The 24586-nt window shown below is 64.1% G+C and carries 20 protein-coding genes; 4 read left to right on the top strand and 16 right to left on the bottom strand.

Translation table 11 applies throughout. The features are described from left to right. The first annotated feature begins 36 nt into the window (after positions 1-36). The 3 genes from araD to CO670_RS14925 all read left to right on the top strand — a co-directional run bounded on the left by araD (position 37) and on the right by CO670_RS14925 (position 3072). Positions 37-1773, top strand: coding sequence for an L-arabinonate dehydratase (araD, locus tag CO670_RS14935; RefSeq protein ID WP_097590937.1), 1737 nt, complete (start codon positions 37-39; stop codon positions 1771-1773). Between the two features lie 13 nt (positions 1774-1786). Then, positions 1787-2512 carry a ribonuclease activity regulator RraA gene (locus tag CO670_RS14930; protein WP_097590936.1) on the top strand — a complete coding sequence of 242 codons (726 nt, stop codon included), beginning with the start codon at positions 1787-1789 and terminating at the stop codon, positions 2510-2512. A gap of 74 nt (positions 2513-2586) precedes the next feature. Then, positions 2587-3072, top strand: a complete 486-nt coding sequence (locus CO670_RS14925) for a YidB family protein (RefSeq protein WP_097590935.1) — start codon at positions 2587-2589, stop codon at positions 3070-3072. 60 nt (positions 3073-3132) lie between these two features. Here the strand turns inward: CO670_RS14925 and CO670_RS14920 are convergent, their stop codons facing one another. From CO670_RS14920 to CO670_RS14880, 9 genes are all read right to left on the bottom strand, one after another. After that, positions 3133-4752 carry a GMC family oxidoreductase gene (locus CO670_RS14920; RefSeq protein ID WP_097590934.1) on the bottom strand — a complete coding sequence of 540 codons (1620 nt, stop codon included), beginning with the start codon at positions 4750-4752 and terminating at the stop codon, positions 3133-3135. 2 nt (positions 4753-4754) lie between these two features. Beyond that, on the bottom strand, positions 4755-6284 hold the full coding sequence (locus tag CO670_RS14915) for an FGGY-family carbohydrate kinase (protein ID WP_097590933.1): 1530 nt from the start codon (positions 6282-6284) through the stop codon (positions 4755-4757). 86 nt (positions 6285-6370) lie between these two features. Continuing rightward, the gene (locus tag CO670_RS14910; RefSeq protein WP_097590932.1) at positions 6371-7213 is read right to left on the bottom strand and encodes a class I fructose-bisphosphate aldolase; all 843 of its coding nucleotides are present in this window, start codon (positions 7211-7213) and stop codon (positions 6371-6373) included. Further along, positions 7186-8934: a glycerol-3-phosphate dehydrogenase/oxidase gene (locus tag CO670_RS14905; RefSeq protein ID WP_176538938.1), complete on the bottom strand. Its 1749-nt coding sequence runs from the start codon at positions 8932-8934 to the stop codon at positions 7186-7188. The genes CO670_RS14910 and CO670_RS14905 overlap by 28 nt, the downstream gene beginning before the upstream one ends. An 11-nt stretch (positions 8935-8945) precedes the next feature. Then, positions 8946-9941 carry an aldo/keto reductase gene (locus CO670_RS14900; protein WP_097590931.1) on the bottom strand — a complete coding sequence of 332 codons (996 nt, stop codon included), beginning with the start codon at positions 9939-9941 and terminating at the stop codon, positions 8946-8948. Beyond that, entirely contained in the window at positions 9938-10945 is a 1008-nt protein-coding gene (locus tag CO670_RS14895) for a sugar-binding transcriptional regulator (protein ID WP_097590930.1), read from the bottom strand. Before CO670_RS14895 ends, CO670_RS14900 begins: the two co-directional genes overlap by 4 nt. Position 10946: 1 nt before the next feature. Further along, positions 10947-11936 carry an ABC transporter permease gene (locus CO670_RS14890; protein WP_176538937.1) on the bottom strand — a complete coding sequence of 330 codons (990 nt, stop codon included), beginning with the start codon at positions 11934-11936 and terminating at the stop codon, positions 10947-10949. Positions 11937-11958: 22 nt separating this feature from the next. Beyond that, a complete protein-coding gene (locus CO670_RS14885; protein ID WP_097590928.1) occupies positions 11959-13485 on the bottom strand; it encodes a sugar ABC transporter ATP-binding protein in 1527 nt (508 codons plus the stop codon). A 63-nt stretch (positions 13486-13548) separates the two neighbouring features. Further along, entirely contained in the window at positions 13549-14577 is a 1029-nt protein-coding gene (locus CO670_RS14880) for a substrate-binding domain-containing protein (RefSeq protein ID WP_097590927.1), read from the bottom strand. Between the two features lie 437 nt (positions 14578-15014). Here CO670_RS14880 and CO670_RS14875 point away from each other — a divergent pair, with 437 nt between their 5' ends. After that, complete coding sequence (locus CO670_RS14875; RefSeq protein WP_097590926.1) at positions 15015-16019, top strand: hypothetical protein; 1005 nt, start codon at positions 15015-15017, stop codon at positions 16017-16019. A 49-nt stretch (positions 16020-16068) separates the two neighbouring features. Here the strand turns inward: CO670_RS14875 and CO670_RS14870 are convergent, their stop codons facing one another. From CO670_RS14870 to CO670_RS14840, 7 genes are all read right to left on the bottom strand, one after another. Then, positions 16069-17475 (bottom strand): ATP-binding cassette domain-containing protein, encoded by a 1407-nt coding sequence (locus tag CO670_RS14870; protein ID WP_245425824.1) that lies wholly within the window; start codon positions 17473-17475, stop codon positions 16069-16071. Beyond that, the gene (locus CO670_RS14865) at positions 17472-18296 is read right to left on the bottom strand and encodes an ABC transporter permease (protein WP_097590925.1); all 825 of its coding nucleotides are present in this window, start codon (positions 18294-18296) and stop codon (positions 17472-17474) included. The genes CO670_RS14870 and CO670_RS14865 overlap by 4 nt, the downstream gene beginning before the upstream one ends. After that, on the bottom strand, positions 18293-19246 hold the full coding sequence (locus tag CO670_RS14860) for an ABC transporter permease (protein ID WP_176538936.1): 954 nt from the start codon (positions 19244-19246) through the stop codon (positions 18293-18295). Before CO670_RS14860 ends, CO670_RS14865 begins: the two co-directional genes overlap by 4 nt. Beyond that, positions 19243-20757: an ABC transporter substrate-binding protein gene (locus CO670_RS14855; protein ID WP_245425823.1), complete on the bottom strand. Its 1515-nt coding sequence runs from the start codon at positions 20755-20757 to the stop codon at positions 19243-19245. The genes CO670_RS14860 and CO670_RS14855 overlap by 4 nt, the downstream gene beginning before the upstream one ends. Positions 20758-21048: 291 nt before the next feature. Next, a complete protein-coding gene (locus CO670_RS14850; RefSeq protein ID WP_097590923.1) occupies positions 21049-22248 on the bottom strand; it encodes an integrase core domain-containing protein in 1200 nt (399 codons plus the stop codon). Positions 22249-22355: 107 nt separating this feature from the next. Then, on the bottom strand, positions 22356-23078 hold the full coding sequence (locus CO670_RS14845) for a response regulator transcription factor (RefSeq protein ID WP_097590922.1): 723 nt from the start codon (positions 23076-23078) through the stop codon (positions 22356-22358). A 12-nt stretch (positions 23079-23090) separates the two neighbouring features. Continuing rightward, positions 23091-24329, bottom strand: a complete 1239-nt coding sequence (locus CO670_RS14840; RefSeq protein ID WP_097590921.1) for a sensor histidine kinase — start codon at positions 24327-24329, stop codon at positions 23091-23093. Positions 24330-24586: the final 257 nt, after the last annotated feature.

The following is a 24586-nucleotide window of genomic DNA, read 5'->3' as shown; positions in this document are numbered from 1 at the left end:
GCGAATGCAATTTTCCCATCCCGAGAAGGTATCCTCATGACACACAGAAAAACGCCGGACATGCTGCGAAGCGCGCGATGGTTCGCGCCTGATGACCTTCGCAGCTTCGGCCATCGCTCGCGCATGATGCAGCTCGGCTACGCCGAGGAAGATTTCCGCGGCAAGCCAATCATCGGCATCCTGAACACCTGGTCGGAGCTCAATACCTGCCACGCCCATTTCAAGGAACGCGTGCACGACGTGAAGCGAGGCGTCTCCCAGGCCGGCGGCTTCCCTGTCGAACTGCCGTCGCTGTCGGTCGACGAAAGCTTCACCAAACCCACCTCCATGCTCTACCGCAACATGCTGGCGATGGAGACGGAGGAGATGATCCGCTCGCATCCGCTTGACGGCGTGGTGCTGATGGGCGGCTGCGACAAGAGCACGCCGGGCCTCGTCATGGGCGCGCTGTCGGCGGGAGTGCCGATGATCTACCTGCCCGCCGGGCCGATGCTGCGCGGCAATTACGCCGGCAAGATTCTCGGCTCCGGCTCGGACGCGTGGAAATATTGGGACGAGCGCCGAGCCGGCAACATCACCGATGCGGAATGGCTGGGCGTTCAGGGCGGCATCGCCCGCTCCGCCGGCACCTGCATGACGATGGGAACGGCCAGTACCATGACGGCAATCGCGGATGCGATGGGACTGACGCTGCCGGGGGCATCATCCATTCCTGCCGTCGACGCCAATCATCAGCGGATGTCGGCCGCCTGCGGCCGGCGGATCGTGGAAATGGTCTGGGAGGATTTGAGACCGGACCGGATCGTCACCGAAGCGGCGTGCCGCAACGCCGCGATCGTCGCCATGGCGACCGGCTGTTCCACCAACGCCGTCGTCCATCTGATCGCGATGGCCCGGCGCGCCGGCATCGACCTGACGCTCGACGATCTCGACCTGCTGGGACGGGTGACGCCGCTCATCGCCAATGTCCGCCCCTCCGGGAAGGACTATCTGATGGAGGACTTCTTCTATGCCGGCGGCCTCAGGGCGCTGATGAAGCAGCTCGAGGACAGGCTGGACCTGACGGCGATGACGGTCACCGGAAAGACCATGGGCGAGAACCTGGCCGGCGCCGTGGTCTATAATGACGACGTCATCCGGCCGCTTTCCAACCCGGTCTATCACGAGGGATCGCTCGCCGTCCTGCGCGGCAATCTCTGCCCCAACGGCGCCGTGATGAAGCCTGCGGCCTGCGACCCCAGATATCATGTGCACCAGGGGCCGGCGCTGGTCTTCGACAGCTATCCCGACATGAAGAAGGCGATCGATGACGAAAATCTCGACGTCACGCCCGACCACGTCCTCGTGCTGCGCAATGCCGGACCGCTCGGCGGACCGGGCTTCCCGGAATGGGGTATGCTGCCGATCCCGAAGGCGCTGATCAAGCAGGGGCATCGCGACATGCTGCGCATCTCGGACGCGCGCATGTCCGGCACCTCCTACGGCGCCTGCATCCTGCACGTGTCGCCCGAGAGCTATGTCGGCGGCCCGCTGGCATTGCTCAGAACAGGCGACATCGTTCGCCTCGACCTGCCGAACCGCCGGCTCGACATGCTGGTGGACGAGGCCGAACTCCGCCGCCGCCGTGATGCATGGAAGGCGCCGGAGCCGCATTTCCAGCGCGGCTACGGCTGGATGTTCTCCCGCCATGTGACGCAGGCCGACCAGGGCTGCGACTTCGATTTTCTCGAAACCGGCTTCGGCAAAAGCGCCGGCGAACCGGATATTTATTGAGGGAGGAATGAGCATGACCGACTATGTGCTGAGCGACGCGACCCGGGCGAAATTCAAGAAGATCTCCACCGCATCGATCGCGACCGCGCTCTTCAAGCGTGGCCTTCGAAACCAGTTCATCCAGGGCGTCGTGCCCGTGGCGCCCAAGGCCGAGGTGATGGTGGGGCAGGCTTTCACGCTGCGCTATATTCCCGCCCGCGAAGACCGCAATCCGATCAGCGTCTTCCAGAATCCGAACCATCCGCAAAGAGTTGCGATGGAGACTTGCCCTCCCGGGCAGGTGCTGGTGATGGATGCCCGCAAGGACGCGCGGGCCGCGACGGCCGGGTCGATCCTGATCACCCGGCTGGCGTTGCGCGGCGCGGCCGGCGTCGTGTCGGACGGTGGTTTTCGCGATGCGGCGGGTATCGGCGCACTCGACATGCCGGCCTACTACGCCAAGCCGTCCGCTCCGACCAATCTCACGCTGCATGAAGCGCTCGACATCAATGTGCCGATCTCCTGCGGCGACGTGGCGGTGTTTCCAGGCGACGTGCTGGTCGGCGACCGCGACGGCGTCATGGTCATCCCGGCCCATCTGGCCGACGAGATCGCCGATGAATGCACGAATATGGAGAGCTATGAGGACTTCGTCCTCGAACAGGTCAAGGCTGGGGAAACGATCATCGGCCTCTACCCCTGCACGAAGGACGAGCACCAGCAGAAATACCAGGCCTGGCGTCGGGAAAACGGCCGTTGATCCCGCCGCGCTGGCCGATGGAACCATAATCCCTTCTGCAGGTTTCCTTTGGTCAAAAACTGGAGGAGATCACGATGAACCGCAATCTTACCGCCCTGCTCGGCATCCTCGCTGTGGCCGGCTACCAGAATCGTGACAAGATCAATGAAATTCTGAAAAGCCTGACCCAGGGTGGCCAGCGCGCTCCGGGCCAGATGGCTCCAGGAGCCGCACAGGGTGGCCTCGGCGATATTCTCGGCAACCTGACGAGAGGCGGCGGCCTCGCTGATCTCATTCGCGGCGGGTCCGCCGGCGGCATCCTCAGCGGCGGCCTGGGCGGCCTTGTGGATCAGCTGACGAAAAGCGGCCGCGGCGATGTGGCGGACTCCTGGGTGAAACCCGGGCCGAACCAGCCGATCGAACGTCCCGAACTTGCCGATGCGCTGGGCGATGAAGTCCTGTCGGAACTGACTGAGAAGACCGGCCTCAGCCGGGAAGAGATCGTCGCGCGTCTGTCTCGTGACCTTCCGCGCGCCGTCGACGACCTGACGCCCGACGGCAGGGTGCCGGACAGCATATGATCGAAGCGAGATGGCGGCGCCTTGCGGACCGATGCCGCAGGCGCCGCCAACGAACCGGCTTTAATCGCCTTTCAGGATCGCTTCCGCCGCCTTCTCCGCAATCATGATCACCGGCGAATTCGTATTGCCGGAGACGATCGTCGGCATGATCGAGGCATCGACGACCCGGAGCTTCGCGACGCCGTGGACGCGCAGCCGCGTATCCACCACCGCCATCGGATCGCTGCCCATCTTGCAGGTGCCGACGGGATGGAAGATCGTCGTGGCGATGTCGCCGGCACGGCGGATCAGGTCGTCGTCGGTCTCGTATTCCCGGCCCGGCAGCATTTCCTGCGGGTTGAAGCGGGAGATGGCCCTCGTCTGCATCAGGCTGCGGGCGTGGCGGATGGATTTTGCCGCAAGCAGCCGGTCGCCGGCCGTCGACAGATAGTTCGGGCGGATTTCCGGCGGCTGGCCGGCGTCGCCGGTCGTGACATGCACGGTGCCGCGGCTTTCCGGCCGCAGATTGCAGACAGAAACGGTGACCGCGGGATAGCGGTGCAACGGCTCGCCGAGCCGGTCGGTGCTGAGCGGCTGGACATGATATTCGAGGTCCGCGGTCGCAACGGCTGGGTCGCTTTTGGCGAAGATGCCGAGCTGGCTCGGCGCCATCGAAAGCGGGCCTGACCGGTTGACGGCATATTGCAGCCCCATGCCGGCGCGGCTGAAGAGGCTGTGATAAAGTTGGTTCAGCGTGCGTGCGCCTTCGATCTTGAAGACCGTACGGATCTGCAGGTGATCCTGAAGGTTTTCGCCGACGCCCTGAAGCGCGTGGCGAACCGGAAGATCGAGCGCCGAAAGAACCTCCGGCCGGCCGATGCCGGACAGTTCCAGGATCTTCGGCGAGTTGATGGCGCCCGCCGACAGCACGACCTCGCGGGATGCGCGGGCAATGCAAAGCCGGCCGCCGAGGCGGAAGCGCACCCCGGCAACGGCCTTGCCGTCGAACTCCAGCCGTTCGGTCTCGGCGCCCGTCAGGACGCGGAGATTCCCACGCTTCATCGCCGGCCGCAGGAAGGCTTTCGTCGTGTTCCAGCGCAGGCCGCCCTTCTGGTTGACCTCGAAATAGCCGGAGCCTTCATTGTCGCCATCGTTGAAATCGTCGGTTTTCGGAATGCCGAGTTCTTCCGCCGCATCGCGGAAGGCATCGAGTATCGGCCAGGAGAGGCGCTGGCGCTCGACGCGCCATTCGCCGCCGGCGCCGTGCATGACGGATCTGCCGCGGTAATTGTCTTCCGACTTCAGGAAATAGGGCAGCACATCGTCCCAGCCCCAACCGGCGTTGCCGGCCTGCCGCCAGCCGTCATAATCGGCCGCCTGCCCGCGCATGTAGATCATGCCGTTGATCGACGAACAGCCGCCGAGAAGTTTCCCGCGCGGGTAGTTCAAGGCGCGGCCGTTGAGCCCGGCCTCGGCGGCCGTCTTCATCATCCAGTCGGTGCGCGGATTGCCCATGCAGTAGAGATAGCCGATCGGCACATGGACCCAGTGATAACGGTCGGTGCCTCCCGCCTCCAGCAGCAGCACCCGATTCCCAGGATCGGCCGAGAGCCTGTTTGCCAGAACACAGCCGGCGGAGCCGGCGCCGACGATGATGAAATCGTAGCTTCCCTCGTCCATCGGCGTTTCATTACCATCCATCGTCACGCCGCAGCTCCCGTCGCCGTAGGTTCGGCTGCCGAAAGCCGCCGCCAGAGCGGCGCCATGGCTTCCGCTATGTCATTGTAAAGCGCATAGCGCCGGCCGTAATGCGCGGCGAGCGCGGCATTCGGCCGATAGTGCCGGTCGATACGCACCATGGCATCCGCGCCTTCCGTGAAATCGGCAAACAGGCCGACACCGGTTGCTGCCGCGATCGCCGCGCCGAGGGCACCGGTTTCCCTGGAGACGGCGACAGAAACCGGCATGCCGAGCACGTCGGCAAAAATCTGCGGCCAAAGGCGGCTGCGCGATCCGCCGCCGGACAGCACCGCCTGGTCGAAGACGGCGCCGGCTGTGCGGAGCGTCTCGACATGGTGGCGGTGGCCGAAAGCGACGCCTTCGAGAAGGGCGCGGATCATGTGTCCCTTGGTGTGCCAGCCGGCAATCCCGTAGAAGCCGGCCCGCGCATGGCCGTCCTGCTGGGCGCCGTAGAGGTAGGGATGGTAGAGCGGGTCGTCGGCAGCCGGCTGAATTTTCGCCGCCAGCGCACAGCAGGCGTCGAAGGGCGAGACGCCCTCCGCATGCTCGCCATCGAAAAATTCCCGCACCAGCCATTCGAGATTGGCGGCCGACGTGGCGCTGTTTTCCATCGCCAGGCAGCGGGTGCGGTCGAAAGTCGATGACATGAAGACAGGCCTGCCGAGATCGGGCCGGTCGATGATGACCTGGTTGATGCTCCAGGTACCGGCGATGATCGAGGCGCTGCCGGTGCGCGAGACGCCCGAGCCGAGTGCCGAGGCGACGACGTCGAACAGCCCGCCGACCACCGGCGTGCCGGCGGCAAGGCCGGTTTCCGCAGCGACCTCTTCCGTCACCTTGCCGGCGATGTCGGCGCTTTCGATCAGCCGCGGCAGCAGGTCCATGCAGTCGCCGAGGCCGTAAGCCTCCATCAGCGTGCGGTCATAACGGCGGGCGGCGAGATCGAGCAGCCCTGCCCCTGACATATCCGACATTTCGCTGACACGCTCGCCGGTCAGCCGGTTGACGACGAAATCCTTGGAACAGAACACCGTGCCGATGCGCTGGAAAACCTCCGGCCGATACCGTTTCAGCCAGGCGAGCAGGGTTGGCGTCTGCGAGGGCCAGGGCCGTTGGCGGGCGATCGGATAGGTGCGATCGCCGACAGCCTCGGCCGCCCATTCCTCGACGAGCCCGGTCGCCCGCGTGTCGAGCGACTGGATGCCAAGGAAGGGCTCGCCATTTCGATCCAGCGCATAAAGCCCGTTGCCGTGGCCGGCGCAGCCGATTGCGGCGATATCGGCCGCAGCGATGCCTGCCCGGTCGAGGCAGGTGCGGATAACGCGCTTGGCGTTGGCCCAAAGCTCGCCGAGATCGCGCTCGACATGGCCGGGACATGGCATCCGGCTATGCCCCTCCTCTCCCGCATAGGCCACTTCCCGGCCGGCACGATCGAAGATTACCGCCTTGATGACGGTGTTGCCGGCGTCGAGCCCCAACAGATATTCTCCCATTGCGAACCCCTCCCAAGGTTCTGTCATTGCCTACGCAATTCCAAGGATAAACCGCTTCACGCTTTTCCGGGAATTGCTCCAGCCTCTCAGCCCTGACGGTAGATCGCGACGGCTTCTTCGCCGCTCGCATCCCGGTGAATGATCGCCATCAGCCCGCGCACGACGGCGCTCGGATTGGCATGCTGGTAGATGTTGCGGCCATAGACCATGCCCATCGCCCCCTGCCGCATCAAGGAAGCGGATTTGGCGAAGACGGCGGCGAGATCCTCCTTGCCGCCGCCGCGCACCAGCACCGGGCAGCGCGCCGCCTCGACCACGCGGTGGAAATCCTCCGCATTCGTCGTGGGATCGGCCTTGACGATATCGGCGCCCATCTCGCGGGCGAGCCGCGTCAAGGTGACGATCTTGTCGGCATCACCGTCCACCATGTAGCCGCCGCGCTCGGTGACCGGCTGCATGACGAGCGGTTCGATCATCAGCGGCATGCCGTATTTCTCGCAGTCCGCGCGGACGCGCGAAATATTCTCAACGCACTGGCGGAAGAGATCGGGCTCATCCGGCAGCATGAACAGGTTGACGACCACGCAGGCGGCATCCATCTGCAAGGCGCCGACCAGCGGCTCCGCTTCGTTCTGCAGCACCGCCCACATGTCGCGGTGGCGGATGCGGTTATAGGGATTGCCCATGTCGATGCGCATGACGAGCGCCGGCTTGTCCTTGCCGGGCAGATCCTGCAAGAGATCGGCCTGGCCGTAATTCATCTGGATCGCATCCGGTTTCGCATCGACCAGCGCCTTGACGACGGCCGGCATGTTCTCCAGTCCGTCGAGAAAGGACGGCTCGTTGCAGACGCCGTGATCGATCGCCACATCCAGGCAATGACCGTTGCCGAACAGCCGGTTCATCCGGACCTTGCGGTTGTCTCGCATAATTCACTCCTTCGTTCGTTCCTTGCGGAAAGGGTTGTTTCAGCGACGCCGTGGCGCTCGCGCAGGATGGTGAGAAAGCGGATGCGCTCTTCGGCGGCGCGCTCAGCCGACCAGCCTCTTTCGGCGGCCAGCAGGGCGAGCACGGCGTCAGCCATGTCGAGCGACAGCTCGCCTGAGATTGCCAGCGTCGTGCGGCGCAGCAGCAGATCGTCCAGATGCTCGACGGCTTCGGCGCCGAGCAGATATTTGACTTCGCGGAGGCTGTAGCCGGGATGCGGCAAAGGATGGTCGGGGCCCGCCGCGATGAAGCCGGAGACATCCTCCGCATCGGTGCCGTAGCGCTCGAAGAGGATCGCAGCGCGATCGACGGAGATGCCCGCCGACGCCGCAAGGTCACGAACCCAGCCGCCGCCATCTTTGGGGAAGGCACGCCCGCCGCCAAATGCTCTCTCCGCCGTATCGACGCGCCGTGGCCGGCCGAACCGTTCCAGCACCATGTCTGCCGCCAGCTCCCCGAAGGAGCGGAACGTCGTCCACTTGCCGCCGATCATGCAGAGCACCGGCGAGCCGCCATCAGGGCCTTCGATCATGGTGCAGAAATGGTCGCGCGGGATGCGTCCGGTAAAACTGTCCTTGCTGGCCGGCAGCGGACGCACGCCGGCGAACTGGAAGACGATCTCTTCCGGCCGGATGCGAATGCCGGGCAGCACGAAGGCAAGCGATTGCAGGATGTAATCGCGCTCGTCGCTCTCGCAGCGCACGGTGCCGGGGTCATCGACGCGAATGTCCGTCGAGCCGACCAGCACCTTGCCGAGATAGGGAAAGAGGATGCAGATGCGCCCGTCCTCGTTCTCGTAATAGATCATGTGCCCGTCGAGCATGTCGCGGAGCGCGGGATTGTCGATGATGAGGTGCGACCCCTTGGTGCCGCCCATCAGCGGGGCAGGCCGTGCGCCTTCGGGAAAGAGCGATCCGTTCGCGATGTCGATCCAGCCCCCCGTCGCGTTGACGACCAGCCTCGGCTGGATGCGAAACGTCCCCCCGGCAATGCCGTCGCGCAGCAGGAAATCCCCCGCCCCGGCCTGCTCGATCGTCGCATAGTTCAAGGCCCGGGCATTCGGCCCGGCGGACAGGCCGTCGCGCAGCAGTTCGATGCCGATCCGCTCCGGATGGCTCACCCAGGCGTCGTAATAGGTCGCGGAGCTGCGGATCCCGGGATTGAGCGCCGGCCATTTTGAGAGCGTCGCCCGGCGTCCGCGGAACTGGTGGCGGGGCATCAGCGCGCGCTTGCGCGTCAGGAAATCGTAAATGGCGAGCCCGGTCTTGATGGCCACGGCGCCGCGGCGGCTCGGACGGCGGGTGAGACCCAGGAAGCGCACGATGCCGTTGGCAAGGCCGGAGAAGACGTCGAAAACAGGAACCGTCGTCGGCAATGGCGCGACATAATGGGGAGCATTGCGCAGCAGCCGGTCGCGCTCGACGAGCGATTCCTGCACAAGGCTGAACTCGCCATTCTCCAGATAGCGCAGCCCGCCATGGACCATGCGCGAGAGGGCGGCACTTGCGCCGGAGCAATAGTCACCCTGCTCGACGAGCAGCACGTTCACGCCCTGCAGCGCCAGCTCGCGGAAGACGCTGAGCCCGTTGATGCCGCCGCCGAGGACGCAAACGTCCACCTTCGGGCTTTGGCGAAGCCCGTCCATTATTTCCACTCGGTTCATGATGGCGTCCGTTATCCGTCCATGGTGGCGAGCTGCGCCGATATGGCGGTGTCGATGGCCGCGAGATCGGCGGTTGAAAGGCGAAGCGTTCCGGCCCGCGCATTGTCGAGCGCCTGCGCCGGGTTTCTCGCGCCGCAAAGCGCGAAGGTTACGCCCGGCTGCGCCAGTGTCCAGGCGATCACCGTCTGCGCGATGCTGGCGCTGTGGCGCTCCGCCACGGGCCGGATCGCCTCGGCAAAATCTCTGGCCTTGCGGCGGTTGGCGACGGAAAAGCGCGGATTGTCCTTGCGCTGGTCGTCGCCGGAAAACACGCGCTCCGGCCCGATGGCGCCGGAAAGCAGGCCAAGCGCCAGTGAGGAATAGCTGAGCGTCGACACGCCGTTGGCGATGGTGAGCGGCAGCAGTTCCGCCTCGATCTGGCGATCGATCATGCTGAACCGCTCCTGGATCGCATCGAGCGAACCGGTCTCGATATATTGCTCGAGTTCCGACCGGTTGACGTTGCTGGCGCCGATCGCGCGGATCTTCCCGGCCTGTTTCAGCTCTTCCAGCGCCGCGACGGTCTCCTCGATCGGCGTCGTCGGGTCCTGCCAATGGGTGATGTAGAGGTCGATATGATCGGTGCCGAGGCGGCGCAGGCTTTCCTCCACCTCGTGAACGATCGAGTCCCGCCCGAGATGGCGGTGCACCGGCTTGCCGTCCTGGTCGAAGAAATGGTTGCCCTTCTGCGTATGCCAGACCAGCCCGCATTTCGTGGCGATCACCGCCTTGTCGCGGCGTCCGGCAAGCGCCTTGCCGACGATCTCTTCGGATCGGCCCAGGCCGTAGGCCGGCGCCGTGTCGATGAGCGTGACGCCGGCATCGAGCGAGGCCTGGATGGCGGCAATGGATTCCGCCTCATCCGTGCCGCCCCACATCCAGCCGCCGATCGCCCAGGTGCCGAGGCCGACGGCCGAGGCCTTGACGCCGGAGCGGCCCATTTCACGGGTCAACTGTTCGCCGCTCATGCGGAAAATCCTTCCTCGGATGCAAGTTCAAGAATGCGCGCGCCCGTCGCCTCGTCGGTGACGAGCGTATCGAGGTGGTTGCCGCGCAGGATGCTAAGGATCGGTCCGGCCTTGTTCGGGCCGCTGGCGACGCCGATCTTCGTCGGGATCGAGGCGAATTCCGCTAGCGTCAGCGAAACCAGCGACCGGTTGAGGCTGTAGTCGCAGACGCGGCCGTGATCGTCGAGCAGGTGGGCGAGCAGTTCGCAACTGGCGCCCGAACGCTCGATTGCCGCGCGATCGGTGCTGGAGGAAGGGTGGAGGTCGTAATAGCTCGAATCATCGGTCAGGATCGAGCCGATGCCGACCACCGCCACCTTGGCCTCGCGCGCCCGCCGGAAGACGTCGGCGACGGAGCGCATGTTGATCAGCATCGACCGCTGCTCGGCATCATCGGCAAAGAGCGGCGCATGGATCTGATAGGAGCGCCCGCCGAGCCTGTCGGCCATCAGCGTCGAGACATGGTTGACGTCGGTATAGTGCTTGCCCTGCACGCATCCCGTTGCCGGGATGACCTCGACATCGAAGCGGCGCGGCGCCTGCAGGCCGGCGACGACGGCGCTGACGCCCTTACCGCCGGTGATGCAGATCGTATCGCCATCGGCGATTTCTTCGAGCAGCAGGCGGGCCGCCGCCTCGCCGACCGCCTGCAGCGCCGTCTGCGGATTGTCGGAGACCGTGGGGACCACGACCGCGCGGCTGATGCCACCGAGCGCCAGAAGCCGTTCCTCCATATCGACAAGAGGTTCGATCGGCGATTTGATCTTGATCTCGACCAGGCCGAGCTGACGGCCCCGCTTGATGAGACGGTTGACCGTGGCGTGCGAGATCCCGAGCTGATCGGCGATCTGCGCCTGCGTCAGGCCCTCCAGAAAATGCAGGACGAGCGCCTGGTGCATCTGGCGGGCGATGACGATTTCTTCGCGCGGAGCTGTCGTCCTGGGTTTCAGTTTGGCGATCGGCATGTCAGGCGGCCTTCCGCTTGTGCAGGAAATGGTCGATGGATACGGCGGCAAGCAGGATGCATCCTTTGATCATGTCCTGCCAATAGACGGAAACGTTTAGCAGGATCAGCGACGAGGTGACGAGGGAAAGAAGCGCGATGCCGAGGATGGCCCCGAGGATGGTTCCCGAGCCGCCGTTCAGCGACGCTCCGCCGATCACTGCGGCTGCGATGATGTTCAGCTCCATGCCGACACCGAAAGTGGGCGTCGCGGCCCCGAAGCGGGACATGTAGATGACACCGGCGACACCGGCGAGCGTCGAGCAGAGCACCGTCACCCAAAACTTCACCTGGTTGGTCTTGATGCCGGAATAAAGCGCCGCCTTCTCGTTGCTGCCGGTATAGAAAACCTTGCGGAAGGCGGTCGCCCGGCGCAGCAGGAAATCGAACAGGATGACGACGGCGACGAAGATCAGAATGACATAGGGAACGCCGTAAAACGTGCCCTGTCCCACCGCCTTGAAGCCGGGAGGCAGCGTGAAGAGCGAGAGCGGCGTGCCCTTGGTGATGATGAGGCAAAGGCCGCGCACAATCACCATGCCCGCCAGCGACGTGATGAAGTGATTGAGGCCGACGACGGTGACGAAGAAGCCCATGATGGCGCCGATGGCGCTGCTGGCAAGAATGCCGGCAAGCGAGGCCGTCCACGGATCGAGCCCGGCGAGAAAGAGCGAGCCCGAAAGCACCATCGCGAAGCAGACGACGGAGCCGACCGCAAGATCGATGCCGCCGACGATTAGCAGGATCGTCATGCCGACGACGACAATGCCCTCCACGGAAAAGCTCATCAGCATGGCGCGGAAATTGCCGAGCGTCAGGAAGTGCGGCGAGGCGAAGCTCATGATGATGCCGAGCGCCAGGATGATCGCGATCAACCCCGCCTCGCGCATCGTACCGATGCGTTTGAAGGACGATGTCCTGGGCATGCCTGCCGCCATCGTGTCGATTGCCATTTCCCTCTCTCCCATGTTCTCTTCACGCGGCATGATCTGCCGCCCTTGCGCTGCCCATGCCGGAGGCAAGGCGGATCACGGCCTCTTCCGACATCTCGTCCGCTCCGAGTTCGCCTGCGATGCGCCCCTCGCGGACGACCAGGAGACGGTCGGAGAGACCGAGAAGCTCCGGCATTTCCGACGAGATGACGATGATGCCGATGCCCGCGCTTGCCAGCTCGCGCAGCAGGCGGTGAATTTCCGCCTTCGCGCCGACATCGATGCCGCGCGTGGGCTCGTCCATCAGAACGACTTTCGGCTTCACCGCGAGCTGCTTGGCGATCGCCACCTTCTGCTGGTTGCCGCCCGAAAGCGATTTCACCGGCGCCTCGATGCCGCTCATGCGCACGGCAAGCCTTCGAGCGAAATCATCGGCCAGCGCGGCCTCCGCGCGGCCGTTCAACAGGCCGACCGAATTGGTGAGCGCCTTCAGATCCAGCACCGATATGTTCTGGGCGATGGACATTTCCAAAAAGACGCCCGACCCCTTGCGGTCCTCGGACAGGTAGACGATGCCCGCTTTCACCGCATCCGAATAGGCGCGGATCGGTTGCGCCGTGCCGTGCAGGCGCACCGTGCCCGCAGTGCGCGGCCGCAGCCCGCAGATGCCCTCGGCGATTTCCGTGCGGCCGGAGCCGATGAGGCCGCCGATGCCGAGGATCTCGCCCTTGCGCAGGCCGAAGCTGACGTCGTGAAAACGCACGCCGTCGCCAATGCCGTCTACCTCGAGAATGGTCTCACCGGACGCTTCGCCCGCCCCGAGCTTGTCGGGATAGAGCTGCGTGATCTCGCGGCCGACCATGCGGCGCACCACGTCATCCGGCGTCACGTCGGCGATGCGGTCGGTGCAGACGTAGCGGCCGTCGCGGAACACGGTGACCCGGTCGCAGAGGCTGAAGATTTCGGCCATGCGGTGACTGATATAGATGATCGAAATGCCGTTCGCCTTGAGGTCGCGGATGATCGAGAAGAGCTGTTGCGCCTCGGTCTCGGTCAAGGCAGCCGTCGGTTCGTCGAGGATCAGCACGCGGCAGTCGAGCGTCAGCGCCTTGGCGATCTCGACCAGCTGCTGGCTTGAGATCGGCAGGTCGGCAACCTTGCGGCGGACATCGATCGCGGCAAGCCGGTTCATCACGGCCTGGGCGTCGCGCTCCAGCCCGCGGTAGTTCATGAGCGGCGCCCGGCGGCGGTTGGTCGCCGCCATGAACATGTTTTCGGCAACCGTGGCATCCGGGCAGAGCGCGATTTCCTGGTGCACCAGGCCGATGCCGAGAGACTGGGCGGCCGCGGGAGAGGAAATGCGTACAGCCTTGCCGTCGACGCGGATTTCGCCTTCGGTCGGCTGCAGCACGCCGGCGATGATGTTCATCAGTGTCGACTTGCCGGCGCCGTTCTCGCCGCAAAGCGCATGGACTTCACCGCGCTCGAGGGTGAAGTCGACATCCGTCAACGCCTTCACCGCCCCGAAATGCTTGGTTACGCCATGAATGGTGAGCACCGGCTCCGCCATCATCTTCCTCCCTCTCCGTCCGAACCATCCGCACCGAAAAGTGCGGATGGCCCTGTCGGGGTCCTATTCCTCGATGCCCTTCGTGCCGCGATGCTTCAGGTACTTGTCCCAGTAGAAGTCGTCGGCATTTGCGGCGGTCACGATGGAGAGGCCGTTGTCGACGACCGGGATGCTCATCGGGTTGAAGCCCGAGCGCTTGGCGTCGTTCATCGGGTCGATCAGTTCCGGATGCTTGGCGAGCCACAGCAGCATGAAGCCCATATAACCCTGCATGCCCTGGTTCGGGTTGATCGAGCCGAAGACTTCGCCGGCCTTGATCATGTCGAGGATGTTGGCATTGACGTCGGCGCACATGACGAGAACCTTGCCGCCGGTTTCCTTGTTGGCCTGCGCGGCGCCGATCGCCGAATTCGCTTCCGGCATGAAGACCGCCCCGAGGTTCGGATGGGCCTGGATGAGGCTGGAAAGCCCCTGATAGGCCTTGGTCGGATCCTGGTTGGACGCGGCGCGGCCGACGAGCTTCATATCAGGCCACTTCTCGTCCATGCGGGCAATGAAGGCGGCGATGCGCTTGTCGTGGTTGTCCTGACCGGGATTTTCCAGAACCGCATATTCGCCCTTGCCGCCCATCTTCTCGGCGATCGCGTCGGCGGCATAGGTGCCTTCGCGGGTATTGTCCGAGGTGATGAAGGAGACGCGCTTGGACAGCGGCGAGTCGGCCGCAAAGGTGACGACCGCCGTCCCCTGGCCGATGGCGCGGTTGATCGGCTCGATGAACGGATCGGAGTTCATCGGATGAACAAGAATGCCGGCCGGATTTTGCGCCAGCGCCTGGTCGAAGGTGGCGATCTGCTTGTTGACGTCATATTCCGGCGTGCCGGTATATTCGGTCTCACAGCCGAGCTGCTGTCCCGCCTGCTTGAACATCTCGTAAACCGGGAACCAGTATTCGACGCCCGAGACCATGACGTTCATGACGTATTTTTCGCCGGGCTTGCAGCGGAACGGGTTCTCCGTCGCAGCGGCCGCAGAGCCGGCAAAAAGGGTTGTTGCCAAGACCGCCATTGCGGTCGTCGAGAGAAAAGTGCGCAAAAGTCCTCCTCGAGGCCGAAGCCCCTCCCAAAAAGCCCGAGGGCGCCGAAACGACGCCGCTGATCGCGTTGAAGCCCGGATTTCCTCCTCGAAGTCCGGTATGAGCAGCTAATCGCAAAGCTGCATGCGTGTCAATATAATTCACATACTGAAATATATTTCACACTATTTGTGCGGAAAGGCGCGATGTCGCTCTGGCCGCGACGAACAATACGGTTCGAACCTGTCACTGAAACGGCATTGGAATTTTCCGGACTTGGCAGGCTGCCGGCTATGCCGCGCTATTCGACATCGACAAAAGCGCCGGTGGTTCGAAGTAAGTATTAAGAACTGCGGGAGCAGGATTGCGGACCGTCGGGGCTCGTGCCAACCAAGCGCGAATCCGCTATTGCTCGCGGCGTCATGTTATGATTGCCCAATGTGCAGGAGACTGCCGCATGCGCTTTACAACAAGCCTTTCCAGGCCCCTTGGCTTCGCCCTGGTCCTTGCATCGCTCCTGGCTTCCAGCCCGGCATTGGCTTTGGGGAAGACATCGCCGGTCCCAAGCTGGCTGGCCGGATATGTTGGCGAAGGGAAGGGCCAGATCGCTGCCGTCGTGCTGGAGCGGGCTCGGGCGCTTTACCTGCAAGAGATCGCGGAGGGAAAGGTCAGGAACTCCTGCTATTTCGCGATGGACGCCACACGGCCGAACGATCTTACCGACGGAACGGCGGGCGGCCGCTTCTACATGATCTGCGAGGCGGAAAAATCATTCCGGGTGATCTCGGCGGGGCATGGCGGCGGCCGCAACCTGAAGGGTGTCGTCAACTTCTCCAATGGCCGGGAGTGCGCCAGAAATTTCGGCAATGCGATGGATTCCAATCTGACGGCCGGCGGCGCCTATCTGACGAGTGAGATCAAAACCTCGTTCAAAGGCTATTACGGCGCTTCTGCCGATCAGGAGACAGTTCTCACCCGCTCATTCCTCCAGTTCGACGGCGTCGGCGAGACCGCGAACGCCAGACAGCGCGCCATCGGCGGACATGCCGCGGCGCTCGTCTCCGGCATATGCATGCAGAAAAAGCCGGAAAGCCCCTATGCCAATCGCGAGGGCTACGTCCCGTTCGGAAAGCTGGTCACCTATGCGGGCGGCCGAAGCGACGGCTGCACCAGCTGGTCGCCCGAGGAAGCTCCGCAAGTGCTGTCGATGGTGAAGGACGATCCGACCACCCTCTACATCTATCCGGAGGCCCGCGACATCAGCGCGGTCGCGGGCGCGGTGACATCGGGCCAGTCGCCGGAAGAGGCCGGAACCTACTGGAATGCTTCGTGCCTCGGCGAGATCGGCTCTCCGCAGTTCTGGCCGAAGGAAAAGCTGGAGCCGGTCATCGTCAAGTACCGGCAAGATCATCCAGCGCCGCCGCCGCGCCCCGTGCCGCTTTGCGAAATCCCTTCCCATTGAGAAACGCTCCCAGGACAGCGGCGGCATCCTGCTAACGCTTCGGTTCGGGCTATCCTTTCAGTTCTACGACCTGGGTGGATATCTTCTGGGCAATATCCCGGTCGTGGGTGACCATAAGGACGGCCAGCCCGGTTTCCTCGACGACCTCTCGCAGGAGCATGATCATCTCCATCTGGCTGACGGGATCAAGCCGGGAGGTCGCCTCGTCGGCGAAGAGAAAGGCCGGCTCGAGCAGCAATGCGCGGAGCAACGCAAAACGCTGCAATTCGCCACCGGAAATCTGGTTCGGCAGACGGTCGAGCAAGCCCTCGGACAACCGCAAACGTCGGCGCAGCTCTTCGGCCTCAGCCCAGTCTTTGCCATGAAGGCGCACCAGATCCTTCAACCCCTTACGGATGGCCTGATGGGGCGCGAAAGCGGCCGGCGGGTCCTGGTAGAGCTTCTGGAAACGCAGCGGCGAAAGGCCCGGCTTTCGTTCGACCATTCCCGCATCAGCTTTGACAAGACCAAGCAGAATATTGCCTGCGGTCGTCTTGCCGCAACCGCTCCGGCCGAAGATCGAGACGATCTCCCCGGCGGCAATCTCGACATCCAGGCCGGAAAACAGGACCTTGCCGCCATATCTCTTTTCCAGCCCGCGGCCGGCAATGATGCGCTCTCCCGACGACGCCACGACATGACGCCGCCACCGGGAAGGTTCAGCCGCGAGCAGCGCTTGGGTGTAGGCATGTTTTGGGCGATCGAACAGCTCTTCGGCGGGGCCGTATTCGACGAGCCGGCCATCCAGCATGACGCCGACGGTTCCGCCGAGCGCCCGGGCGACGGCGACGTCGTGGGTAATGGTCAGGAGCAGGCGACCCGCCTCCACTTCCTGCCTCAGGCGGGCCGTCACCGAATCCCTGAGCTCGGCATCGAGACCTTTTGTCGGCTCGTCGGCGATCAGCAGCTCCGTGTCTGCGGCATGTGCCATGGCGATTGCCGCCCGTTGCCCCATGCCGCCGGAAATCTGGAAGGGATAAAGACCCTGCGCGGATGACAGCGAAACTTCAGAGAGGTTTCCCTTCGCGGCCATCGCGCTTTCGGCCGCGGTTCTTCCCTTCACGTAGCGATGGACCTCCGCCACCTGCGGCAACAGCTGCAAGGTCGGATCGAGCGCCAGCCATGGTTCCTGCGGCAGGAGGCCGATGCTTCGGCCCCACCGCCGGCGGCGCGCGGCAGGCGTTTCCTGGAGGAGATCCGCTCCTTTGAAGATCACACGGCCGCTGGCATCCAGTTCCGACGGGAGATTGCCCATGATCGCCTGGGCGACGAGCGATTTTCCCGAGCCGCTTTCGCCGAGCAGCGTCAACGGCCGGCCGGGACCCAATGCAAGCGATACGTCCGAGACGATGCTGCCCCCGGAAGTGCGGATCGACAGGCCCGAAACCGAAAGATCGGATGCGATGTTCATGTTCATGCCCGATCCCCTTGCGCAAGCAACTGCAAGCCGAGAACGAGCAGGAAGATCAGGGCTGCCGGAAGCAGCACGTGGACCGGCGCCTCGGCGTAGTAGGGCAAAAGCTCGACGATCATGCTGCCGAGCTCGGGCGTCGGCGGCTGGAGACCGACGCTGAGCGCGCTGAGCGTCGAAACCGCGATGATCGCGGTGGCCATAGCGAAGGCCGAAAGGGTGGCGATCATCGGCCCGATGACCGGCAGGACGTAGTGAACGAGGATATAGCCCGAGTTAAAACCAAGCATACGCGCCGCCTCGATATGCGGCTGAGCCAGCACCGTTTTCGTCGTCGCCTTCGTGACCCGGTAGAACTCCACCCACAGCGTCAGCGACAGGCCGAGAAAAAGCGGCCCGTAATTGCCGGGCGAGAAGGCGAGGAAGAGAAGCACCAGCATGAGACCGGGCAAGGCAAGCACGATGGTCGCAACGAGTTCGAGAAACCGCTCCGTCCACCCGCCCTTCCAGGCGGCGCAAAGGCCGAGCAGAACGCCGGGTATCGCCGCAGCCAGCATGGTCAGGAACGCCATGCCGAAGGAGAGACGCGCGCCGTGCGCAAGCCGCGCCAGCAGACTGCGCCCGTAGTGATCGGCCCCAAGCAGGTAGTCGCCGCCGATCGGAGCAAGGCTTGCGCCGAAATCCTGCGCGGCGGGATCGAATGGAATGACCACCGGACCGGCGATGGCAAAACCGCCGAGCAGGATCAGCAAGCCGGCGCCGGCCGATCGCGCAGCCCCGATCCCGGCTTTCGACCTCGCATGGGAGATTTGGCCCACCGCACTCATGCATTTCTCCCCAAGCGTGGATCGAGCCATAGCGTGAGCATATCCACGACCGCGCCGATGACGACGAACATCAGCCCCATGATCAGCGCGGTCCCCTGCACCATCGGTATGTCTCGCTCGACGATCGCATGCACCAGGGCGTGGCCGATGCCCGGATAGGCGAAAAGGGATTCGACCACCACGACGCCTTCGACCAGATAGATCGCCTGCAAGCCGAGATAGGAGACAACCGGGATGGCTGCGTTTCGCAAGCCGTGCCGCCGCACGACGACGGACTCCGGAAGCCCCTTGTAGCGGGCAAAAGCGAAGTAAGGCGCCCGGGCAACGGTTGCAACGGAGTTGCGGGTGACGCGGCTCGACATGGCGGCCAGCCCGAGCGCCAGGGTCAGCGCCGGAAGCAGGATTTCGCGTGGCGAGCCGAAGCCGGCCGGCGGCAGCCAGCCGAGCTGTTTGGAGAAGATCAGCATCAGGATGAGCCCAAGCACGAAAGGCGGGACGGCGCGGAAGACGACGGCGCCGGCAAGCCCCATCCGGTCGACGGCTCCGCCCGGGTTCAATCCGGAGAAAATTCCGACGATCGGACCGATCAGCAGCGACAATGCAAGGGCCGCGGCCGCGAGCCAGAGCGAGGCGCCGAGCTGCACCTGCAATTCGTGGGCGACGGAACCGCCCGTCACCAGCGAGTGTCCGAGATCAAACCGCAGGAGACTGCCGAGCCATTCCAGGAACTGGACCGCGACCGGCCGGTCAAGACCCAGTTCGAGCCTCACCTTCTCCGCCGCCTCGGCAATTCGCGCATCCGGTCCGTAACGGCCGGCGGCGATGCGCATAGCCGCATCGCCGGGCAATACGCGCATCAGGACGAAGCACAATGCCCCGACCACGATAGCGACGATACCTGCCTGCAAGAGGCGCGCAAGAAGGAAGTTTCGCACCGGCCTCTTGCTCATTCTGCCCAGCGGATCGAGGAGAGGCCGTAGTTTACCTCGAGAGGATCCACCTCGACGCCGGTGATCCGCTTGCTCGACACGATGGCCAGCTCGGACCAGGTGACGGGAATGCTCGGCAGTTCCCTCTGCAGGATATCGACCGCGCCGGCCTGCAGCGGAGCGCGGACATTCGCATCGCTCGTTGCCGCGAGTTTTTCGACGACGCCCTGCATCTCCTTGTTATCCCAGCCCATGGCGCCCCAGTCGCTTCCGCCCGGCCCATAGTCCTGCAGCAAAGTGCCGACCGGATCGGGTACGATCGAGTAGAGCCGCGAGATCAGTGCCATTTCCAGCGTTCCATCCTTGTGGCGGGCTGGGACTTCCGAGCTGTTGCCGACGGATACCTTGGCTTCGATACCCACTCGCCGAAGCTGGGCCTGAAGCGCGGTTGCGATCGGCGGCAGTTCCGGCCAGCTGGAATAGGTCAGCATCGTTACGCTGAACCGCTTGCCATCCTTTTCCATGATGCCGTCGCTTCCCTGGGTCCAGCCCGCGGCCGCCAGGAGCTGCCTTGCCTTTTCCAGATCCTGCGCAAGCGGCTGAACGTCAGCGACGTTCCAGCCCTTCATCGCCGGCGGGAAAAGCTGCGTCGCGGCAAGATCGGAGTTGCGCAGAATGACCTTGGCGATCCCGACGCGGTCGATGGCGGCGCTGACTGCCCGACGCTCCTCCGCCTGGTCGAAGAAAGGTGACGCCGCATTGACCTTCAGGATGCGGGTGCGGGGGATGGTCGCGATCCGGACATCGAGCTTCGGGTTGTTTTTCAACCTGTCGACAGACACCGGAAGCATGGAAAAGACGAGATCCGCCTCCCCGCTTTCAGCCATCAGGGCGCGGGTCTCCCCCTGCCCCACGGCAAGATAGTTCACGTCCTCGATGCCGGGCTTGCCGCCCCACCAGTTGCCCGAGCCTTCGAGATCAAGCCTCGCAGGTGGCGTCAGGCTCTTTACCTTGTAGGGCCCGGACCCGACGATCCGTACGATCTTGCCCGCGGCATCGAACGAAGACGGCGCCAGGATGATGGTGCTGAAATGCACGAGGTAGGCGGGCAGAGCGGAGAAGGGTTTCGTCAGCCGAATTCGCACCTCGCCGCCTTCAGCCGTGATCGCCGCAATGGGCGCCTGAGACAGGACGCCGACGCCGGCGGTCGCTCGTTTGAGGCTTGCGGCTGCCGTTTCGGCGGTTACCGGCGTTCCGTCGTGAAAGGAGGCATTGCTGCGGATCGCAAAGCTCCAGGTGAGGCCGTCGCCCGAGACCGCCCAACTTTCCGCGAGAGCGGGAACGAGCGCGCCCTGCTTATCGGTCGTCACCAGCGTTTCGGCAACTTGTAGGCGGCTGAAGACATAGCCGGTCTGAGCAGGCTCGATTCCGGTGATTTCCCATGGACCTGCCACTTTGAGCGTCTCGGCGCAGGCGGAACCGGCCGCTATCGACGTACCGAGAGCCAAGGTGAGGAAAAGCGTTTTCATCATGCGCAGAGATCTTCCAGTGGTGGATTGGGGTTCGGATTCATTTGATCGGAGCGTCGCGAAGTCGCGATTGCATACGTAATGTTATTACGTCAGTCAAACGAAATGTTACGTAATAACATTTACTTTCTGCGCGAGACTGGGCATCAGGCGTTTATGCCGAAGGTGCAGCCGGCAATGCGAAGACGCGCGTCTCCGGCCGGCAAAGCGATGTCGGGATAGGCTGCGGCCGACGAGATCCTGAGACCGCTGTCCAGTTGAATGAGGGGTAACAGTTTGAACCGGATACATGGGTTACAGTTCCGGTGTTGTTGACGCCGCAGCAAGGGACCCGGTACCGGGTCCCTTGCTGCGGCGGCGCAGTTTATTGTGGATGGGATCGATAACGCCGAGCGGGTGGGCATGGAAGCGCACGGTCCACTGCCCGTCCTCGGTTTCCTCGACCGCCACCGGCTCGCCGACCAGGCTCTGGGCGACGTAGATCGTCTCGCCGTTCCACTTGATCTCGCCGTTGTGACGCACCCGTCTGACCGCCGCCTCGGCGGGATAGTCCGGCTCGGGCCAGTGACCGGGCATCGGGCGTAGGCTCTTCTTGTAGTGCTCGACCGGCGGCGTCTGGCCAAGCGCCTCATGCGGGCGCTCACTGTTATATTCGGTCCGGAAGGCATCGAAGGCCTGCTGCTGCTCCTGGCGGCAGCCTCGTGCCGCTCGGGCCAGCGGCATCATCGTCAGATGAAAGCGCTCATGGCGGCCATTCTGCTGTGGTTTGCCGGGCGCGATCCGCTCCAGCACGATGCCAAGCTTGATGAAGCGCACGGCAAGCGGCGTCAGTCCGGTGACGCCGGCGCTGGCAAAGGGTGCACCATTGTCGCTGCGCAGACGCTGCGGCAAGCCGAACTCATCAAACAGCCGCTCGAACACCGGCCAGGCCTCGCTTTGAGCCGTCGACGGCACTGCCTCAAGCCCAAGCATGTAGCGGCTGTTGGCATCCATTGCCGTCAATGGTTCGCAGCGGCTTTTGTCACCCAGCCGGAACCACCCCTTGTGATCGGCCGTCCACAGCGCATTCGGCGCATCCGCTTCGGCGAACGGTCCGGTGCCGCACGCCTTCCAGCGTGTCTGGCGCCGTCCCACCAGCCCGTGTCGCTTCAGAAGCTCGCCCACCGTCGAGGCCGCCGGCCAAGTCTCCTTGGGATGCTGCCGCTTCAGCCGGGCGACGATCTTCTTCGGCCCCCAGAGCGGATGCGCCTCCTTCTCAGCCACGATCCGCTCCACTAGATCTGCCGCCGTCGCCCGGCCGTGCTTCAACGGCGACCGCGGCAGATCCGCTAACCCCGCAGGCCCCCGCGCCTGAAAGCGCCCCAGCCATTTATAACCGGTCTTGCGCGATATCCCGTAGAGCGCACACAACCCCGCCATCGTTTCCTCGCCGGACAAACAGGCCGCAACAAACTTCAACCGCTCCTCCATGATGCCAGTCTCTCTCCAAACCATCGCCGGTCCTCCCGGCCTTTAGAGAACTGTCACCTATGTAAACGGTCCGTTCTGTTACCAATCTATCCGGTTCGGACACCGCGACGGGTTTACCGCCGCGCTAGAAACTACTTCCCGTCAAGCCATTCCTGCAGCTCCGCCTCGGCCCGTTCCAGGGCGCTGTAGTTCAGCAGTTTGCGCAGGAAGGCGATGGTGACGGCGCGGGCGCGGAGATTGAAGCGGCCGTCCTCGTGGTCGTCGCCGGCGGTCTGGTAGACGTCGAGCTTGTCGTAGAGCTGCTGCAGGCGGTTCTGCACGCTGCGCAGCGACAGGCCCCGGCGTTTGGCGATGGCGCGGTCGGTCAGGCCGAGGGCGATGTCGACTAGGATCTCGTATTCGGAATCGGTAAAGCCGTTCGTCTGGCCGAGGCTCTTTTGCTGCAGGCCCCGCACCTCGCGGTCGATGACGCACTGGCTCTCGATAAAGATCGAGCGCAGCGCAAGCTTCAGCCGCTCGTCGGAAGCGGATTTCAGCACATAGCCATAGGCCGCGCCATCCGGCACGATGCGCGAGACGCCACGCACATAAGCCTCGTCCGAATAATTCGACCAGAACAGGATGCGCGTCTCCGGCCGTTCCTTCCAGATCGTGCGCGCCGCCTCGATGCCGTTGCGGCTCGCCATCTGCAGATCCATGACGATATGCGCGGACTTGTGGTCCCGAGCGAGCTTTTCGCCGGCGGTTCCGTTTTCCGCCTCGATCACCGTATCGCATTCCGGCAAGGCGGCATTGACCGCCTCGTGCAGGTAGGACCGGTGCAGCGGGTCGTCCTCGACGATCAGAACCTTCATCGTGCTTTCTCCTCAGTCTGGCTCGCCCGTCGGGCCGTTCGGCGCAAGCGGCAGCACGACGCGCACCGCGGTTCCGCGATTATTGTGACCGGGACCGGTCGTGAAGCGCGCCGAGATCAGCCGCGCCCGGGTCTTCATATTGTCGATGCCGCCGCCGATCCGTCCCCGCGTCTTGGCAAGCCCGGTCCCGTCATCGGAGATTTCGATCGACAGCTGCTCGTCGTCGGCTTCGAGCCGCACCATGATCGCCAGCGGGGCGGCATGGCGCACGGCATTGTTGATCGCCTCCTGGGCGATGCGGAACAAGGCAACGCTGACGTTCGGCTCCAGCCTTTCCAGCGCGCCGTTCGTCTCGTCGGCAAGGCCCCATTCGATGCCCGACCCTGTATCGCGGGTCGATCGGTCGAGATGGTGCTCGATCGCCTGGGCGAGGCCGAAAAGCTGGAGGACGGAGGGTTTTGCCTGCTCGATGATCTGCCGCAGATCCTGCATGCAATGCTGCAGGGACCGCGAAACGGGTTCGAGCGCCTCGGGCGTCACCTCGCCGTTGCGCGACAGCCGGTCGATCCGGCGGGCAAGCCGCGTCAGATCGGCAAGCGTCTGGTCGTGAAGATCCATGCCGATGCGCTGCCGCTCCTGCTCCAGCGCTTCGGTGAGTTTCAGCGCGCCTTGCCGCAGCCCCTCCTCGCGGGCGCGGGCCTCGGCCTCCACGATCGCCGAACGTTGCGCCTGCTCGGCCGCCTGCAGCGCGAAGAAATAAGGCGTCAGAAGATCGGCGATGATCCGGGCGCGCTCGACGTCCTCCATCGTATAGACGCCCGCCCTGTGAGAAGAGCAGGAAAGGGCCGCAATGATCGTGCCCTGCACCTTCATCGGCACATGCAGGCGGCTCCTGAGCGATTGTTCGACGATCGGCCGCTTGAAGGCGCCCTCGAAATGAAAGCGCGGATCTTTCATCGCGTCGTCGGAGAGCAGGAAGTCGACCTCCCCCCGCAGCAGCGAGCGGATGGGGCTGTTGACGACAGGCGCACCGGCAATCTCGCCCCAGGCGGTTTCGATGCCCGTCTCATAGGCCGTGTGATAATTGCCGCCCTCGAGCAGCACGCACACATCGAGATGATCGTGCGGGATGATGTGGGCGACTTCGGCCGCGACGGAACGGATCGCCGAACGGAAGTCGAGCTGGCCGGCAAGCAGCCGGGAAATGCCGAGATAATGGTCGAACAGGGCTGCCGGTGCGAGATGCAGCATTGTCAGTTCCTCCCCGTCGCGACAGGCTCCTCAACCCGCCGTGATCGTTTCCCAGTAAGCGCCCGCGGATGGGCCGCCGTCTTGCGTAAACCCGCAGCTTGTTTCGCAAAACCCGCAAACGACTTGCCGCCTTGCCCCTGTACAGGCTGGCCGATCTCCCGCATCCTGCCCTTACTGAGAGGAGGAAGCTCAGTGCAAGAACAATTTTCACTTAGGCCCGCTTGAACGGCAGGAGTGAAGCGATCGGCCGACCGGCG

Origin of the sequence: Rhizobium sp. J15 (genome assembly GCF_002531825.1) — a bacterium.
Lineage (GTDB): Bacteria > Pseudomonadota > Alphaproteobacteria > Rhizobiales > Rhizobiaceae > Rhizobium.
The sequence above is the reverse complement of the archived record's forward strand: the minus strand, read 5'-3'. Positions and strand labels throughout refer to the sequence as shown.